This window comes from Amycolatopsis sp. MJM2582 (genome assembly GCF_000754115.1).
Taxonomy (GTDB): Bacteria; Actinomycetota; Actinomycetes; order Mycobacteriales; family Pseudonocardiaceae; genus Amycolatopsis; species Amycolatopsis japonica.
Genome location: NZ_JPLW01000003.1, coordinates 1,304,492 through 1,320,549, shown reverse-complemented (window position 1 = coordinate 1,320,549; position 16,058 = coordinate 1,304,492). Strand labels below are relative to the sequence as shown.

At 70.4% G+C, this 16,058-nt stretch carries 11 protein-coding genes; 6 read left to right on the top strand and 5 right to left on the bottom strand.

Going from position 1 to position 16,058, the window contains the following annotated elements:
• Positions 1-18 precede the first annotated feature (18 nt).
• A complete protein-coding gene (locus tag ED92_RS25000) occupies positions 19-933 on the top strand; it encodes a 2-hydroxyacid dehydrogenase (protein ID WP_037342375.1) in 915 nt (304 codons plus the stop codon).
• A 30-nt stretch (positions 934-963) separates the two neighbouring features.
• On the opposite strand, the gene ED92_RS24995 is transcribed toward ED92_RS25000, so the two are convergent.
• Both ED92_RS24995 and ED92_RS24990 read right to left on the bottom strand, forming a co-directional pair.
• Positions 964-1,899, bottom strand: a complete 936-nt coding sequence (locus ED92_RS24995) for a hypothetical protein (protein ID WP_037342374.1) — start codon at positions 1,897-1,899, stop codon at positions 964-966.
• Positions 1,900-1,972: 73 nt separating this feature from the next.
• Positions 1,973-2,941: a GNAT family N-acetyltransferase gene (locus ED92_RS24990; RefSeq protein ID WP_037342373.1), complete on the bottom strand. Its 969-nt coding sequence runs from the start codon at positions 2,939-2,941 to the stop codon at positions 1,973-1,975.
• A 59-nt stretch (positions 2,942-3,000) separates the two neighbouring features.
• On the opposite strand from ED92_RS24990, the gene yaaA reads away from it, so the two are divergent.
• Positions 3,001-3,756 carry a peroxide stress protein YaaA gene (gene yaaA / locus ED92_RS24985; protein ID WP_037342648.1) on the top strand — a complete coding sequence of 252 codons (756 nt, stop codon included), beginning with the start codon at positions 3,001-3,003 and terminating at the stop codon, positions 3,754-3,756.
• An 87-nt stretch (positions 3,757-3,843) separates the two neighbouring features.
• Positions 3,844-5,295: a trypsin-like serine protease gene (locus ED92_RS24980; protein WP_037342372.1), complete on the top strand. Its 1,452-nt coding sequence runs from the start codon at positions 3,844-3,846 to the stop codon at positions 5,293-5,295.
• Between the two features lie 61 nt (positions 5,296-5,356).
• Here the strand turns inward: ED92_RS24980 and ED92_RS24975 are convergent, their stop codons facing one another.
• The 3 genes from ED92_RS24975 to ED92_RS24965 all read right to left on the bottom strand — a co-directional run bounded on the left by ED92_RS24975 (position 5,357) and on the right by ED92_RS24965 (position 9,662).
• A complete protein-coding gene (locus ED92_RS24975; RefSeq protein ID WP_037342371.1) occupies positions 5,357-6,880 on the bottom strand; it encodes an NAD(P)/FAD-dependent oxidoreductase in 1,524 nt (507 codons plus the stop codon).
• Positions 6,881-6,951: 71 nt separating this feature from the next.
• Complete coding sequence (locus ED92_RS24970) at positions 6,952-8,499, bottom strand: S8 family serine peptidase (RefSeq protein ID WP_037342370.1); 1,548 nt, start codon at positions 8,497-8,499, stop codon at positions 6,952-6,954.
• On the bottom strand, positions 8,499-9,662 hold the full coding sequence (locus ED92_RS24965; RefSeq protein ID WP_037342369.1) for a S8 family peptidase: 1,164 nt from the start codon (positions 9,660-9,662) through the stop codon (positions 8,499-8,501). The genes ED92_RS24970 and ED92_RS24965 overlap by 1 nt, the downstream gene beginning before the upstream one ends.
• A 309-nt stretch (positions 9,663-9,971) precedes the next feature.
• On the opposite strand from ED92_RS24965, the gene ED92_RS24960 reads away from it, so the two are divergent.
• The 3 genes from ED92_RS24960 (at position 9,972) to ED92_RS24950 (ending at position 16,041) form a co-directional block, all read left to right on the top strand.
• Complete coding sequence (locus ED92_RS24960) at positions 9,972-12,797, top strand: AAA family ATPase (protein WP_037342647.1); 2,826 nt, start codon at positions 9,972-9,974, stop codon at positions 12,795-12,797.
• A gap of 457 nt (positions 12,798-13,254) precedes the next feature.
• The gene (locus ED92_RS24955) at positions 13,255-14,196 is read left to right on the top strand and encodes a serine protein kinase RIO (RefSeq protein ID WP_037342368.1); all 942 of its coding nucleotides are present in this window, start codon (positions 13,255-13,257) and stop codon (positions 14,194-14,196) included.
• Positions 14,197-14,541: 345 nt separating this feature from the next.
• Positions 14,542-16,041, top strand: coding sequence for a DEAD/DEAH box helicase (locus ED92_RS24950; RefSeq protein ID WP_037342367.1), 1,500 nt, complete (start codon positions 14,542-14,544; stop codon positions 16,039-16,041).
• The last annotated feature ends 17 nt before the right edge of the window (positions 16,042-16,058 follow it).

Sequence of the window (16,058 nt, the reverse complement as noted above, 5' to 3'; positions counted from 1 at the left end):
GATGGTCAGAATGGCGGCATGACGGAGCGAGCCATCCTGCCCTGGTCCGACATCGAGCTGCCCGAAGGGCTGAGCGCGCGGCTCTACGACGGCTTGGGCCCGCTGCCCGACACCGGCCTCGATGACGTCGAGGTCTACGTGCTGCCGTACGACACCGGCACCGAGCCGATGAAGCTGATCGACCGGCTTCCTTCCCTGAAGCTCGTGCAGTCGTTGTCCGCCGGAGTGGAGAAGCTGATCCCGCTGGTGCCCGCGGGAGTGAAGCTGGCCAACGGCCGCGGCCTGCACGACCTGAGCGTGGCCGAGCACGCGCTGGCGCTGATCCACGCTTCGCAGCGGGATCTGCCGCGCTGGTTCGCGCAGCAGGCGACGGCGTCGTGGGAGCGCGAGCACACGCGTTCGCTGGCCGACAGCCGGGTGCTGCTGGTCGGCCACGGCTCGATCGGCCAGGCCATCGAGCGGCAACTGGTCGCGGCCGAGGCGATCGTGACCAGGGTGGCGAGCACGGCCCGGCCCGCGGAGCGGGTGCACGGCGTCGGCGAACTGGCCGAGCTGCTGCCGTCCGCCGACATCGTGGTGCTGATCCTGCCCGAAACGCCCGCGACCATGGGCCTGTTCGGCGCCGCGGAGCTCGCCGCGCTGCCGGACGGCGCCCTGGTGGTGAACGTCGGGCGCGGCTCGGCGATCGACACCGGCGCGCTCACGGCCGAGACCGTCTCCGGGCGGTTGCGCGCCGCGCTGGACGTCGTCGATCCGGAACCGCTGCCCGCCGGGCATCCGCTGTGGAGTTCGCCGGGCGTGATCATCACGCCGCATATCGCAGGCGGGTCGGCGTCGTTCTACCCGCGCGCGAAACGGCTGGTCGCCGAGCAGCTGCGGCGGTACGCCGCCGGGGACGAGCCACTCAACCTCGTGAGCGGGAAGGACGGTTAGAACCGTCAGGGCCACTCACGAGCCGGGTGGCTACTGCCAGTGGGTCCGGTAAGCGAGCCACTCCCGCATCGCCCCCGCGAGGCGGCGTTGCGCCGCGCGCACCCCGGTCGTCGCGGGCGGTTCCGGCAACCGGCAAGCGCGTTCGGCGTGCCCGGCCAGTGCGACGCCGAACGCGGTGACCGCCCAGACCGGGACGCCGGCCAGCACGGGGCGGCGCCGGAGCAGCCGGTCGACGTCGGCGGGCTCGTGCCCCGCGTCGAGCAGGTACGGCACGAGCGCGACCAGATCGAGCCAGCCCGCACCCCTCGCCGGGTAGCGCCAGTTGGTGACGAGCACCCGGCCCGGCCCGGTCCGCACCAGGTATTCGGGCTGGATGTCGTTGTGCAGCAACGTGTCCCCGGCCGACCAGGGATGCCACGACGTCTCCAGCTGGACGAGCCGGTCGAGATTGCGGACGGCCCACGCGTCGAGGTCGTCGGGGCGTTCCTTCGCGAGTTCGTGCCAGCCGCGCAGGAGCGGGCCGAGATCGTCGAGCGCGTCCGGCACGTCGGGCAGCGGACATGGCGTGAGTGTGCGCCCGAGCGCGCCGAAGGTGGCCAGCACCGCCGAGAGGTCCGGCGATCCCGGGCGCAGATTCGGCCTGGTGCCGTCGAAGTCGGCGAACACGAGCACCAGCCATTCACCGTCCACAAAGGACAAGAGCTTCGGCGTGGGCGCCTCCGGGGGAAGCCGTCGCGCGATGTCGGCCTCCGTCCGGTAGCCGCCCGCGCGCGGGCTGCCCGCCGGGATCGCCTTCAGGAAGACCCAGCGATGACCGCGTTCGAGTTCGAGCCGCGCCGAGACACCGCCGTCGAATTCCGGGGTCTGCCACAACGAACGACGGACCACCGACCCGAGCTCACGCTCGACGGCGTCACGCGTCGCCGAAGGGAGGTCGTGCCAGCCGAGGCGTGCGGAAACCGGCAACGCCCTACCACCCCCAGCGATCTCTCCGAGAAGATCGACTGTACCGAAATCCACCCTTTCAGGTGACAACCGGTCAGGTCGGAACAGGTTTCACGTACCCGGCCCAGCGCTGGAACTCGCTGAACCCGACCCGCTCGTAAACCCCGAGAGCACGGTGACTGTTGTCCTGGTCGACGTTGAGCGAAGCCCGCTGGAAACCCTTGGCCTTGGCCTGGACGAGCGTGTGCCCGAGCAGCGCGCCCGCGATCCCGCGTCCGCGAAGGCTCGCGTCGGTCGCGACGTGGCTGACGTACAGCTCCTTCACGCCCGTGGCCGCCTCGTCGGAGGCGAAGAACGCGCTCAGCACCATCGCGACCACCCTGTCCCGCTCCGGGCTCAGCAGCAGGAACGACAGGTCCGACTGGAAGTCCTTCCCGCCGACCACCAGATGCCGCCACGCTTCCGGCGACTGCTCGGTGCTCCCCCAGTGATCCGCGAAGGTCTCGTTGCGGGACCGCAGCGTGAGCGCCTCGTACTTCTCCTCGTACGCGACGAGCGGGAACTCTTCCGGCAGCGGTTTCGCCGGCGGGATCGAGCCGAGGTCGGCTCGCATGTCGACGAACCAGCGAGCGTGCTCGTACCCGGCGGCCACGAGTACCTCGGAGAGCCAGCGCTGCTTGGTGTTGGCCGCCGCGTGCAGCTCCAGCGGTACGTCCGGATGGGACTTCGCGTGGAGCTTCTTGCCCGCCTCCTCGAACCAGCCGGTGAGGTGCGCGGCGATCGCTTCGTCGCGATAAGCGGGATGGACGAGCGTCTCGACCCGCATCATGTGCACCGGATCCGCCGCGTCGCGTTTGCGGAGCAGACCGTAGGCGACCAGCGTGTCGCCGTCCCAAGCGCTGGTCGACGCGGTCGGCAGGTCGACGGTCGGCGTACCGATCTCTTCGGCGAGATCCTCCGCGCTGTAGTGCTCCTCGATCGGCTCGACACGCTCCGCCTCGGCGAAGGTCTCGGCCAGTCGCGGCATGTCGTCCATGGTCAGCGGGCGCCAGGTCAGGCTCATGCGGACGAGGCTAAGCCCGCGCCTCGGGGTGACGCACTCCATTTAGTTACGCTTCCGTGGTGCTCGTGCTGCTCCCCCCTTCCGAAACCAAGGCCGCCGGCGGCACCGGCGCGCCACTGGACCTCGGCGCGCTGTCGTTCCCGGAACTGAACCCGGCCCGCGCGAAGCTGGCCGACGCGCTGGTCGAACTCGCGGGTGACGTCCCGGCCAGTGTCGCCGCGCTCGGCATCACGCCACGGCAGGCCGACGAGGTCGCCCGCAACGCCGAACTGTGGACCTCGTCCACGATGCCCGCGCTGCGCCGCTACACCGGGGTCCTCTACGACGCGCTCGACGTGAAGTCCTTCACCAAGGCGACGCTCGCGAAGGCCGAGAAGCGCCTCGCCGTGGCTTCGGCGCTGTTCGGAGTGGTCGCGGCGACCGACCCGATCCCCGCGTACCGGCTTTCCGGCGGCAACGCGCTCCCGTCGCTGGGGACCGTCCGCAGCGTGTGGAAGCCGGTCCTCGAACCGGTGCTCCAGGGCATCGACGGTCTCGTCGTCGATCTGCGTTCCGGAACCTATTCGGCGCTGGCGAAGCTCCGCCCGGACGCGGTGACCGTCCGCGTCGTGACCGAGGACGCGAAGGGCAACCGGACCACGGTGAGTCACTTCAACAAGGCGTACAAGGGACGGCTGGCCGCGGAGCTGGTCAAGTCTCGCAGCGAACCGTCCACTGTGGAGCAGCTGATGCGCGTGCTGTCCAAGGCGGGCCTCGACGTCGAACGGACCGGTGACCACAGTATCGAGCTCTTGACCGGCGACGGAGCGCATTAGTTCCGTACCCCTACGGGCTTCTTCCTCGGTTGTTCCACCAGGCGCGGATGCGGAAAGTGATTTCCAGCCACCTGGAAAGGAACCACCGTGAACAGAAGAAAACGGCTACTGGGGATCGCCACCGCCACCCTCGGCTGCCTCTCGGTCCTCCTGCCCGCGCCGGCGGCCGCCGCGGACCTGACCGCGGTCACCCCGACGGACCAAGCGGTCGTCCCCTCCGGACCGCATACGAACTCCATCGGCGGCACGCCCGCCTCGGTCACGGACTATCCGTTCATCATCGCGGGCCTGCGCGAAGGCGGGACGCGACCGCAGGGGCAGACCTGCACCGGGTCGGTCGTCGCGCCGCGCAAGATCCTGATCGCCGCGCACTGCAAGGACGCGGCCGGTGAGAAGTCCTTCCTCTACGGGCTCGACGATCTGAACGCCGGTGGCGGAACGCGGATCGGCGTCGTCAGCTATGAAAAGCACCCGAAGTACGTCAACTTCGACCAGGGCTACGACGTCGCGGTGGTCACCACGGACGCCGACATCCCGGTGCCCGGCGGCCAGTACGCGAAGGTCGCGACGTCGGCCGACACGGACTTGAACAAGCCGGGCAAGTCCGGGCTGGGGCTCGGCTACGGCAAGAAGGACTTCAACGACGACACCCGCAACGTCGAACTGCACAAGTTCACCCTGCCGATCGTGCAGGGCAGCAACTGCAACGGTGTCGGTGCCGGCTTCAAGGAAGCCACGATGATCTGCAGCGGCTACAGCGACGGCCACGTCACCATCCTGCCGGGCGACAGCGGCGGGCCGCTCGTGGTGGACGGCAAGATCGTCGGCGTCGCGTCGTGGAGCCGCAGCGACTTCAAGTGGTACAGCGTCTACGGCAGGCTCAACAACGACATGGGCGACTGGGTCAAGCAGCAGATCGGCGAGCCGCAGAACCCGGAGACGTTCTCGCTCGCGGTGACGCCGTCCTCGCTCAAGGTCGAGCCGGGCAAGTACGTTTCGGCCACGGTGACCAGCAAGCCGGGCAAGAACGGCGCGGAGAAGGTCGATCTCAGCGCTTCGGGGCTGCCGCAAGGCGCGACGGCGACGTTCCAGCCCTCGTCCATCACCTCGGGTGAATCGGCGAAGGTGACCATCGAGGTTCCCGCCGGGACGGCCGAGAAGGATTACGCGGTCACGATCTCGGGCAAGGGCACCACCGACACCGCGACCACGAACCTGACACTGACCGTCGGCGCGGGCGGACCGCAGCCCGGCGACCTCAAGGTGGGCCTGAGCCCGGCCAGCGGGACAGCGCAACCCGGTTTCTTCAGCAACGTCACGGTTTCCGCCACCGGAGGCACGGGCACGATCACGCTGTCGGCGTCCGGGCAGGGACTGCCGTTCGCCCCGTTCTTCAACCCGCAGACGATCTCGAGCGGCGGCAGTTCGACCATGCAGGTGGTCGCGCCCTTCCAACGGGGCACGTATCCGGTGACCGTCACCGCGAAGGACTCGGCCGGCAAGACCGCCACCGCCACCTACACCCTCACCGTCCAGTAGCGAGTGTCATGAAAGGGCCGTTCAGGACATATTTCGTCCTGAACGGCCCTTTCATGACGTTTCAGGATCGGGCAAGCACCGCCATGGCCGCGTTGTGCCCAGGGATACCCGACACCCCACCGCCCCGAACGGCCCCGGCGCCGCACACCAGCACCCGCTCATGTGCCGTCTCGACGCCCCAAAGCCCGACCTGATCGGCATCCGCGGCATAAGGCCACGAAAGATCACGATGGAAGATGTGTCCCGCGGGCAACCCCAGCTCTGCTTCGAGATCCAGCGGCGTCTTCGCCTCGACGCACAACCGGCCGTCCGGCGCCCGCAGCACACAGTCCTCGATCGGCTCGGCCAGCACACTGTCCAAAGAGGACAACGTCGCACGCAACGCCTCGTCGCGCGCCGCGTCATTGCGGCCCTCGAAGAGCCGGGCGGGCATGTGCAGCCCGAACAACGTCAGCGTCTGCACCCCGGCGGCCTGTTCGGCCGGGCCGAGGATCGACGGATCGGTCAGCGAGTGGCAGTAGATCTCGCACGGCGGCAACGACGGGATCCGGCCCGCGGCGGCCTCGGCATAGGCCGTCGCCAACTGCTCGTAGCCTTCGTTGACATGGAACGTCCCGCCGAACGCCTCTCGCGGATCGACACTCGAATCACGGAGCCGCGGCAGCCGTGAGAGCACCATGTTCACCTTGAGCTGCGCGCCTTCCGGCGCCTCCGGTGGCTCCTCCCCCAGCAGCCGCGCGAGCGTCCGCGGCGCGACATTCGCCAGTACATGGCCGCCACGCACCACGAACTCGTCGTCACCGAGCCGATAGCGCACTGAGCCGCCCGGGTCGATCGACAACACCTCGGCGCCGGTCACCAGCCGAGCCCCGGCGGAAGACGCGGCCGACGCGAGCGCCCCGGTCACCGCGCCCATCCCGCCCACCGGCACGTCCCAGTCGCCGGTCTCGTTGCCGATCACGTGGTAGAGCAGGCAAAGGTTCTGCCGGAAATCACCGGCCCCGGCGAAAGTGCCGATCAGCGCGTCGGTCAGGACGACGCCGCGGACGGTGTCGTCGCCGAACATCCCGGTGAGCGTTTCCGAGATCGGCCGTTCGAACAGCGCGTCCCACGCCCCGGGCTCGATACCCGAGCGCAGCTCCTCCCTGGAGACCAGAGGTTCGGTCAGGGTTGGGAAAGTCCGCTTCGCGACCTGGGACGTCATCTCGTAGAACCGTCGCCACGCCTCGAAGTCCTTTGTGGACCCGGTGAGCGCGGAGAACGACGCCGCGGTCCGGCCGTCGTCGCCCGTGTCGACAAGGAGACCGCCGTCGCCGACCGGCGTGTACGACGACATCCGGCGGCGGCGGAGATCGAGTCCGAGCCCGAGTTCCGCGATGATCTTGCGGGGCAGCAGGCTCACCAGATACGAGTACCGCGACAGCCGGACGTCGACGCCGGGGAACGCCCGGAAGGAGACCGCCGCGCCGCCGACCTCGTCGCGCCGTTCCAGCACCAGCACCGAGCGGCCGGCCCTGGCCAGATAGGCCGCCGCCACCAGGCCGTTGTGCCCGCCGCCGACGATCACGGCATCGTAGGACTCCATCCAAGACCTCCCAGCGAAACGACAGTGCGCCGCGGCCATCGTGACCGCGGCGCACCGCCGTTCGCAAGGACTCAGAAGGTGATGGAGAAGCCTTCGATCGTCCCGCTGTCGAACCGGTAGACGTCACGGACCCGCAGTTTCCAGGTCCCGTTCGCCGGTTCGGACGAGGCGTTCACCGTGTACGACGTGTGCACGCCGCCCGCCTCGCCGATCCCTCCCGCCTGCTTGAGGCCGAACACCGCACCGCTCGGCCCGATCAGGTCGATCGCCAGGTCACCGGTGTAGGTGTGCGCGATGTCGACCTTGACCGGCAGCGTCGCCGACGCCTTGCCGTCGCAGCCTTCCTGCGTCACCGAACTGGTCACCGCGTCACCCGCGTCCGGAATGGACACCGGTGTCGTGTTGGATTTGGCCCCGCACGCCGGGGTGGGGCCACCGCCGCCGATGAACGACACGTTCAGCAGCTTGTTGACCGTGCCGGACGGCAGTCCCTTGAGCACGCCGTCGGAGGCGTTGTTCACCAGCGCGTCCCGCGTCTGCTGCGCGGTGGCACCGGAATTCGCGGCGAGGTACAGCGCCGCCGCCCCGGCCACGTGCGGCGTGGCCATCGACGTCCCGCTCATGTTCGCCGAACCACCGTTGGACGTGGACAGCGACGTGATGTTGCTGCCAGGGGCGAAGATGTCCACGCACGAACTGTGGTTGGAGAACGAGGACTTGTTGTCGCCGCTGTCCGAGGCGCCGACCGTGATCGCCTCGGGGATGCGGGCGGGGCTGACGTTGCAGGCGTTCTGGTTCTCGTTGCCCGCCGCCACCACGTAGACGAAGCCCGCCGCGATGGACTTCTTGATGACGTCGTCGCCGAGCCCGACCTGGTCCATCCGCAGGCTCAGGTTCGCCACCGCCGGTTTGGTGCCGTTCGAGGTCAGCCATTCGGCCGCGTCGACGATGGCGGAGTCCGGGCCGTTGCCCGAGCAGTCGTTGCCCAGCACCTTCAGCCCGACCAGCTTGACCTTCTTGGCCACGCCGTAGGTCTTGCTGCCGATGGTGCCCGCGGTGTGACTGCCGTGCCCGTTGCAGTCCTTCCCGTTGCCGCCCACGAAATCCTTGCCGATGGACGCGCGCCCCTCGTACTCCGGGTTCTCCGGGTTGATCCCGGTGTCGAGGTCGTACGCGGTGACGCCCTCGCCCGTGTTCGGGTAGGTGAAACTCTTGTCCAGCGGCAGGTTCTTCTGATCGACGCGGTCGAGGCCCCAGGTCGGGTTGGCCTGCGTGCCGACGGCACGCGCGGTGCCGTCCTGGTAGACCGCCTTGACCGCCGGATCGGCCGCGAGCCGCCGGGCCTGCTGTTCGGACATGCCCTTGACGGAGAACCCGCGGAGCACGTTCTTGTACGCCGACCGGACCTCGCCGCCGTAGCGGCCGGTCAGCGCGGCCGAGGACTGCTCGACCGCCAGGGTGCCGACATCGTGGAGCACGACGATGTACTGATCGCCGTAGTGCTGTTTCGCCTGCACGACAACGCCTTCCGCCGGAGCGGCGAGGGCGTTGCCCGCGGCGAGCGCGGCCAGCGCGGTGGCCGCGAAGGCCACCACACCGGCGCGCACGCCGCGGCGCATCAGAGACCCGCCACGTTCAGCAGCTTGTTGGTCGAACCGGAGCCCGGGCTCGTCACGACGCCGTTGGTGGCGGCGTTCGCGAGACCGGAGGCCACGGCGGCGGGGGTCGCCGACGGGTTCGACGTCAGGTAGATCGCGGCCGCGCCGGCGACGTGCGGCGTCGCCATCGAGGTACCGCTCATCTGCTGCGTGCCGCCACCGTTGCGCAGGGAGGTGATGCTGGTGCCCGGCGCGAAGATGTCGGTGCAGCTGCCGTAGTTCGAGAACGAGGACCGGCGGTCGTCGCTCTGGGTGGCGTTGACCGTGATGGCCTCACGGACCCGGGCCGGGCTGGTGGAGCAGGCGTCGGTGTTGGAATTGCCGGAGGCCACGGTGTTCGTGATGCCCGCCGCGACCGCGCGGCGCACCGCGGAGTCCACCCCGGAGTCGGCCGGGCCACCGAGGCTCATCGTGAGCACCGACGGGCCCTTCGCGTTCTTCACCACCCAGTCGATCCCGGAGATGATCTGCGAGTACTGACCGCTGCCCTGGCAGTTCAGCACGCGGACCGAGACGATCTTGGCGCCCTTGGCCACGCCGTAGGTGGCGCTGCCGACCGTGCCGGCAACGTGCGTGCCGTGTCCCTGGCAGTCGCGGGCGTCGCTGTCGTTGTCGATGAAGTCGTACCCGCTGGTCGCGCGGCCGCCGAATTCGGTCTGGCGGTAGTCGACCCCGGTGTCGAGGACGTAGACCGTCGCCCCGGAACCGGTGTTCGGGTAGGTGTACTTCTTGTCCAGCGGCAGGTTCTTCTGGTCGATCCGGTCCAGGCCCCAGGTCGGGTTGGTCTGGGTGCCGAGCAGGTGCGCGACCGCGTCCTGCTGGACGAAGTCGACGTTCGGGTCGGCGGCGAGGCGTTTGGCCTGCGCCTCGGTCATCTTCGCCGAGAAGCCGTTCAGCGCGGCGGTGTAGGTCGCCTTCACCTGGCCGCCGTACTTGGCCGCGAGGCCCGCGTCGCCGCTCTTGAGCGAGACGATGTACCCGTCCGTGACGGCCCCCGGCACACCGGCACCGCGGATCTGTCCCTCGGCGGCCGTGGCCGGTCCGGCGAAGGCCACCGTGGCCGCCGCACAGGCCCCGGCCAGCACCGCACCCGCGATCCGGTGACGTCGAAGTTCTCCACGCATTTCCTGAGCTCCGTTCACTCGAACAGGTGGTTCGCGCCGGCGGAGGTCCAGACCGGCGCCGTGACGTGCAGTCACGCTGGAATCACTTTCGGGTGGCGGGACCTGCGCGAACAAGCGAGGCAACGGTCCGTAGGACTACGTATCTAATGGCGAAATCCCCCGTCCCTACGAAAGTCGGGTGACCGCCCGTGCGGGTTCCGTGATCATCGAAACCGCGCTTAAGCTGCGTTCACTCGAACGGTGTGGTTCGTGAAGCGGGGGTGACCCGGCATGGTGATCGGTGGCTGCCGACGCAGGACGAGTTCGCCGGTGCTCGTCGGCCGTGAGGCGGAATTACGCGAGCTCCTCGACGGCGCGTTGCGCTCGCCGTCGGTGATCATGCTCGAAGGCGAAGCGGGGGTGGGCAAGACCCGGCTCGCCACCGAGCTGTTGGCCTGCGCCGAACTGGCCGGACGGCCGGTCCTCACCGCGACCTGCCAGCCGCTGCGGGAGCCTTTCCCGTACGGCGTGGTCTTCGACGCGCTGAAGGACGTCCGGCCGGCGCGTGAGCTCAGCCCGGTGACCGGTGTCCTCGCGCCCTACCTGCCCGAACTCGCGGCGTTCCTGCCTCAGCCGCCGCCGCGGCCGTCCGACCCGAGGACCGAACGTCACCAGCTCTTCCGCGCCGTCCGGGAACTGCTCGGCTCGCTGGGCCCGCACATCCTGCTCGTCGAAGACCTCCACTGGGCGGACGACGGTTCCCGCCGCCTGCTGCGGTTCCTGATGACCGAACCGCCCGCGGGCCTGACGCTCCTGCTCACGTACCGGCGCGAGGAGACTCCCGGCGGCATCCCGCTCGGCAGCGCCTACCGGCCCTCCCCCGGCACCGCCCACGCGCTCGTCACCCTCCGGCCGTTGGACCGCGATGGCGTCCAGTCACTGGTTTCGGCGCTGCTCGGCGAAGCGAACGTCTCCGCCGAGTTCGCCGCACGGCTGCACGAGCGGACCGCGGGGATCCCGTTCGTGGTCGAGGAGATCGTGCACGCGATCGGCGGCGTCGAAGGCGCGGTGCACGCCGACGGCGCGACCGCGCGACGTCTGCTCGACACCGTCGAAGTCCCGGCGCTGCTGCGGGAAGCGACGGTCGAACGCCTCATGGCGCTGCCACCGGCCGCCCGGCGGATCACCGAGGCCGCCGCCGTCCTCGGCACACCGTCCACTTCGGACCTGCTGGCCGCCGCGGCCGCGCTCACCCCCGAACGGGCCCGCCGCGCGCTCGTCCTCGCGCTCGAACGCAACGTCCTCGTGGAGTCCGGCGAAGGTCTGTACGACTTCCGGCACGCGTTCGCCCGCCAGGCTGCGTACCTCACCATCCCCGGTCCCGACCGCCAGGAACTGCACCGGCGGGCCGCGCGCCTGCTGCGCGACCGGCTCCCGCAGTCCTTGGTGCGGCTGGCCGAACACTGCCGGAAGGCTGGCGACCGGGCCGGTGCCCTGAAGTACGGCGAAGCCGCCGCGGATCAGGCGTCGACGGTCGGCGACCTCGCCACCGCGACCGATCTGCTCCGCACCCTGCTCGACGAACCGGGCCTCCAACCGTCCGATGTGGACAGGCTCGCGGTCAAGTTCAGCTCGGTGGCGTGCAACGGACTCGCGCAGACCGAAGTCGTCCCGGCGCTGGAGCGGCTGCTCACCGACGGCAGGCTGTCCGGGCGCCTGAGCGGCGAGGTCCGGCTGGGGCTCGGGCTCCTGCTGGTACGCCAGGCGGGCGGGCTGGAGGCGGCGCGGACCGAGATCGAGATCGCCGTCAACGACCTCTCCGACCGGCCCGATCTGGCCGGCCGCGGGATGGGTGTCCTCGCCCAGCCCTGGGTCGGCGCGACGCCGCTGCGGGAGCACCGGCGCTGGATGGACCGGGTGGACGAGCTCATCGACCGGGCCACCGACCGGCGGCTGAAGATCATCCTGCTGGCCAACAACGCGGCGTCACGGCTGCACATCGGCGACACGCGTGGCTGGGACATGCTGGACCGGGCGCCCACCACCGTCGGTTCCGCCGACGAACAGCGGCATCTGGCACGGCTGCACTGCAACAGCGCCGACGCCTGCGCCTGGACCGGCCACCACCGGCGGGCCAGGAGCCTGCTGCGCAGCGGGATGCAGCTCGCCGCCGACTGCGGTGCGCCGTACGTCGTCAGCACCGCCCGCGCGACGGCCGTCCACACCGACTGGCTCACCGGCAACTGGGACGGCCTCGCCGAACGCGCGGGCGCGCTGATCGACGAGTACCGCGACCTCCTGCCGGTGACCAGCGAACTGTGCCTGGTGCTGGGCCTGCTCGCCGCCGCCCGCGGCGAATGGGACGAGGCCGCCGCCCGGTTCGCCGGTACCGCGGCGGATCAGCCCGAGAACGCGTTCACCCCGGTCGCGATCGCCGCGCACGCCGGGATGTCGGGCATGCTGCTCGCGCAGGATCTCGGCGAGGCCGCCGTGACGCAGGCCGAGAAGGGACTGGAACTCTTGCGCGCCAAGGGTGTCTGGGCCTGGGGCGCCGATCTGGCCATGGCCGCCGTCGACGCGTATTGCGCCACGGGGCGGGACGCCGAGGCGCAAGCGCTGGCCGACGAGTTCGAACGCGAGGTCGGCGACCTCGACGCACCGTCGACCCGGGCCGCGCTCGCCGCGAACCGCGGGCTCGTCGCGGCGTCCCGGGGCGACCACGCGGAGGCGATCGAGGCCTTCGAGCAGGCGCGGACCCGCTTCGAGGCGCTCCCCGCGCCCTATCACGCCGCGCTGGTCGCCGAACGGGCCGCGCGCTGCCGTCTGGCCCGCAACGAGGACGTCGCAGAGACGTTCGCGTCGCTCGCGGAGACTTTCGACCACCTCGGCGCGACGCGTGACGCCGCGCGTTGCCGCCACGCCTTCCGGTCCACCGGCGCCGTCGCCCCCTCGCGGCGTGGCCGCCGGGGTTACGGCGACGAACTGTCGCCACGGGAGCGCGACGTCGCCCGCCTGCTGGCCGCGGGGCACACCAACCGGGAGATCGCCGAGGTGCTGTTCCTGTCCCGGCGCACGGTGGAACAGCACGTCGCGAGCGTGCTGCGGAAGCTGAAGGTGCGGTCACGGAGTGAGCTGGCGGGGCTGCGGTCGGCCTAGCCGCTCGGATGCGCGTACCGAGGTCCGTGAAGGCCCCCTTCACTACCTTCAGGGTAGGTAAGGAGGCCTTCACGGACTTGGGAATCGCCACGCGTACCCCGGGCGCACCACCGGTCACAACGGCCGCGCGTGAAGGCCCCCTTCCCGCGGCTCAGCCGAAGAAACTCGACCTTCACACCTTGCCAAGTACATGAAGGCCCCCTTCCTTGCGCCTGGTGCAAGGAAGGGGGCCTTCATGTACTTGGCCGCGCCGGGAATTAAATCGGTTGCGCACGGCCGCGGGGGTCGGGGATGATCGTCCGCGATCCGGCAGGGAGCCGGTGGATGCGACAGGGAGGTGCCTCGTGCTGATGACTGTCCGGGGCCTTGGCCGCCCCCATCCACTCGCCCCTCGCGGCTGAGCGCGGAGCCACGACGCTCGCCCGGTGGGGCATCCCTGATCTAGGAGAACCCACCAGTGCGCAAGCACGATCTCGAAGAGTCTTACGAACAACGTCCTCGCCGTACCCGTCGTGCCCGTTTCGACGACGAACCCGAACCCACCCGAGGCGGACGGCTCACCGAAGCCGAACGCGTCCGCCTCGCCCGGTTGCGGGAGGACGCCTACACCGAGACCGCCATCCCCGACGGCGCCGACCGCTGGAGCACCTGGGGAGAAGCGGAGCAAGGACCGTTGCCGCGCCCGGACTGGGTGATCACCGAACTGGCGGCGGTCGACACCGAGCTCGGCATCCTCAAAACCGGCAAGGAGGCGGACGTCCACCTCGTCCGGCGCAACCTGCCCGGTACCGAAGGCACCGTGCTCGCCGCCAAGCGGTACCGCAGCGGCGAGCACCGGCTGTTCCATCGTGACGCCGGCTACCTCGAAGGCAGGCGGATGCGGCGTTCGCGGGAGATGCGGGCGATGGAGTCGCGCAGCAGCTTCGGCCGCAACCTCATCGCCGAACAGTGGGCCGTCGCGGAGTTCGGCGCGCTGAGCAGGCTCTGGTCGGTCGGCGCGCCCGTGCCGTACCCGGTGCAGCGCGACGGCACCGAACTGCTGCTGGAATTCCTGGGCGAGGGCGAGACGGCCGCGCCGCGGCTGGCGCAGGTCCGGCCGGAGCCCGACCAGTTGCGGGAACTGTGGTTCCAGACCTCGGCGATGCTGGAGCTGCTGGCGTCGCAGGGGCTCGCGCACGGTGACCTCTCGGCGTACAACCTGCTCGTGCACCGCGAACGGATCATGGTGATCGACCTCCCCCAGGTGGTCGACATCGTGGCCAATCCCGGCGGGCTGGAGTTCCTCGCGCGGGACGTGCGGAACATCGCGACGTGGTTCCACTCGCGGGGATTGCCGGAGCGGCTCACGGCGGTGCCGGAGCTGATCGAGGAGCTGCAGGAGATCGCGGGCCTCCGCTGACCGTCCACAGTGTCTCGAAGGGGTCTTTCCCGGCACGATCACGCCGGGGAAGACCCCGCCGTGGAGACCCTGCCCACAATCGCTCCCTCCAGTTGGGAGGCCGGATAACGGTCCGGTACAGTAGTGACAGACCGCAACCGGCGGCGTGGATGAGTTGGTGTCCGTCGCCTCCAAAGCCAACCGAATGGCTCGCGGTATCCGTATCAATCCATTGGCGCGCGGTGTCACGCAGACGCGGTGTGCCGGGTTCGTCCCTGTGAACGCCCATCTGTGCACACCATCTTGCCCTGCCTGCGTGCGGGCAGCCCGGGCCTCCTTGCGACGTGCCACGTCCGAGAGGCATTTGTGACAGTCACGTTCAACTCCGGCCACGTCTCACCGTCGGCGCGTCAGCACCGCAAGCCGCGCACCCGCCCCGCGGGTGACGCGATGCTGCGCGAAGACGCCGTCGAGACGGTCAAGGCGAAGACCTGGGCGGAACTCGGCCTTCCCGACCCGCTGCTGCGGGCGCTGGCCGACGCCGGTATCACCACCCCGTTCCCGATCCAGTCGGCGACCATCCCCGACGCCCTCGCCGGTCGCGACGTGCTCGGCCGCGCCCAGACCGGTTCCGGCAAGACCCTGGCCTTCGGCCTCGCGATGCTGACCCGGCTCAACGGCGGCCGCGCCCGGCCGAAGCACCCCCGCGCGCTGATCCTGGTCCCGACCCGCGAGCTGGCCATGCAGGTCGCCGACTCGCTGACCCCGCTGGCCAAGGCCCTCGGCCTGTGGTGCCGCACCGCCGTCGGCGGCATGGCCTTCACCCGCCAGGCCGACGCGCTGTCCCGCGGCGTCGATCTGCTGATCGCCACCCCCGGCCGGCTGTCGGACCACGTCCGCCAGGGCACCGCGTCGCTGTCCGACGTCAACTTCGTCGCGCTCGACGAGGCCGACCAGATGGCCGACATGGGCTTCATGCCGCAGGTCCGCGAGATCCTCGACCTGACCCCGGCCCGCGGCCAGCGCCTGCTGTTCTCGGCCACCCTCGACGGCGACGTCGACCGGCTGGTCCGCGCGTACCTGACCGACCCGGTCACGCACTCGGTCGCCCCGTCGACCGCGAGCGTCACCACCATGGACCACCACGTGTTCCAGGTGTCGCACCAGGACAAGCAGGACATCATCACCGAGATCGGCGCCCGTGAGGGCCGCACGATCATGTTCGTCCGCACCAAGCACCACGTGGACCGCCTGACCGAGCGCCTGCGCGAGAAGGGCGTCCACGCGGCCGCCCTGCACGGCGGCAAGACCCAGGGCCAGCGCAACCGCGTCCTCGCGGACTTCAAGGAGGGCTACGCGCCCGTCCTCGTCGCCACGGACGTCGCCGCGCGCGGTATCCACGTCGACGACATCTCGCTGGTGCTGCACGTCGACCCGGCCGCCGACCACAAGGACTACCTGCACCGCGCCGGCCGCACCGCGCGCGCCGGGGCGTCCGGTGTCGTGGTCACGCTGGTCACCCACGACCAGCGCCGCATGGTGCGCCGGATGACCGACCGCGCCGGCGTCCGCGCCGAGCAGACCACGATCCGCCCGGGTGACGCCGAGCTCGCCCGTATCACCGGTGCGCGGCAGCCCAGCGGCGAGCCGGTCGTCGAGCGCCGTCGTGAGTCCCCGCGTCGTGGCGGTGGCCGCGGCTACGGTGGCGGCGACCGCGGTTACCAGGGCTCGCGCGAGGGTCACGGTCACCGCGAAGGCGGCCGTCCCGGTGGCTTCCGCGGCCGCCCGCGTCGTGGCGAGGGCGGTGGCGGCAACGGCCGTCCGCAGCGTCCGGGCGGACGCCCGCGTCGCAGCTACGACAGCTGAAGTGACTGAAGCCGGTT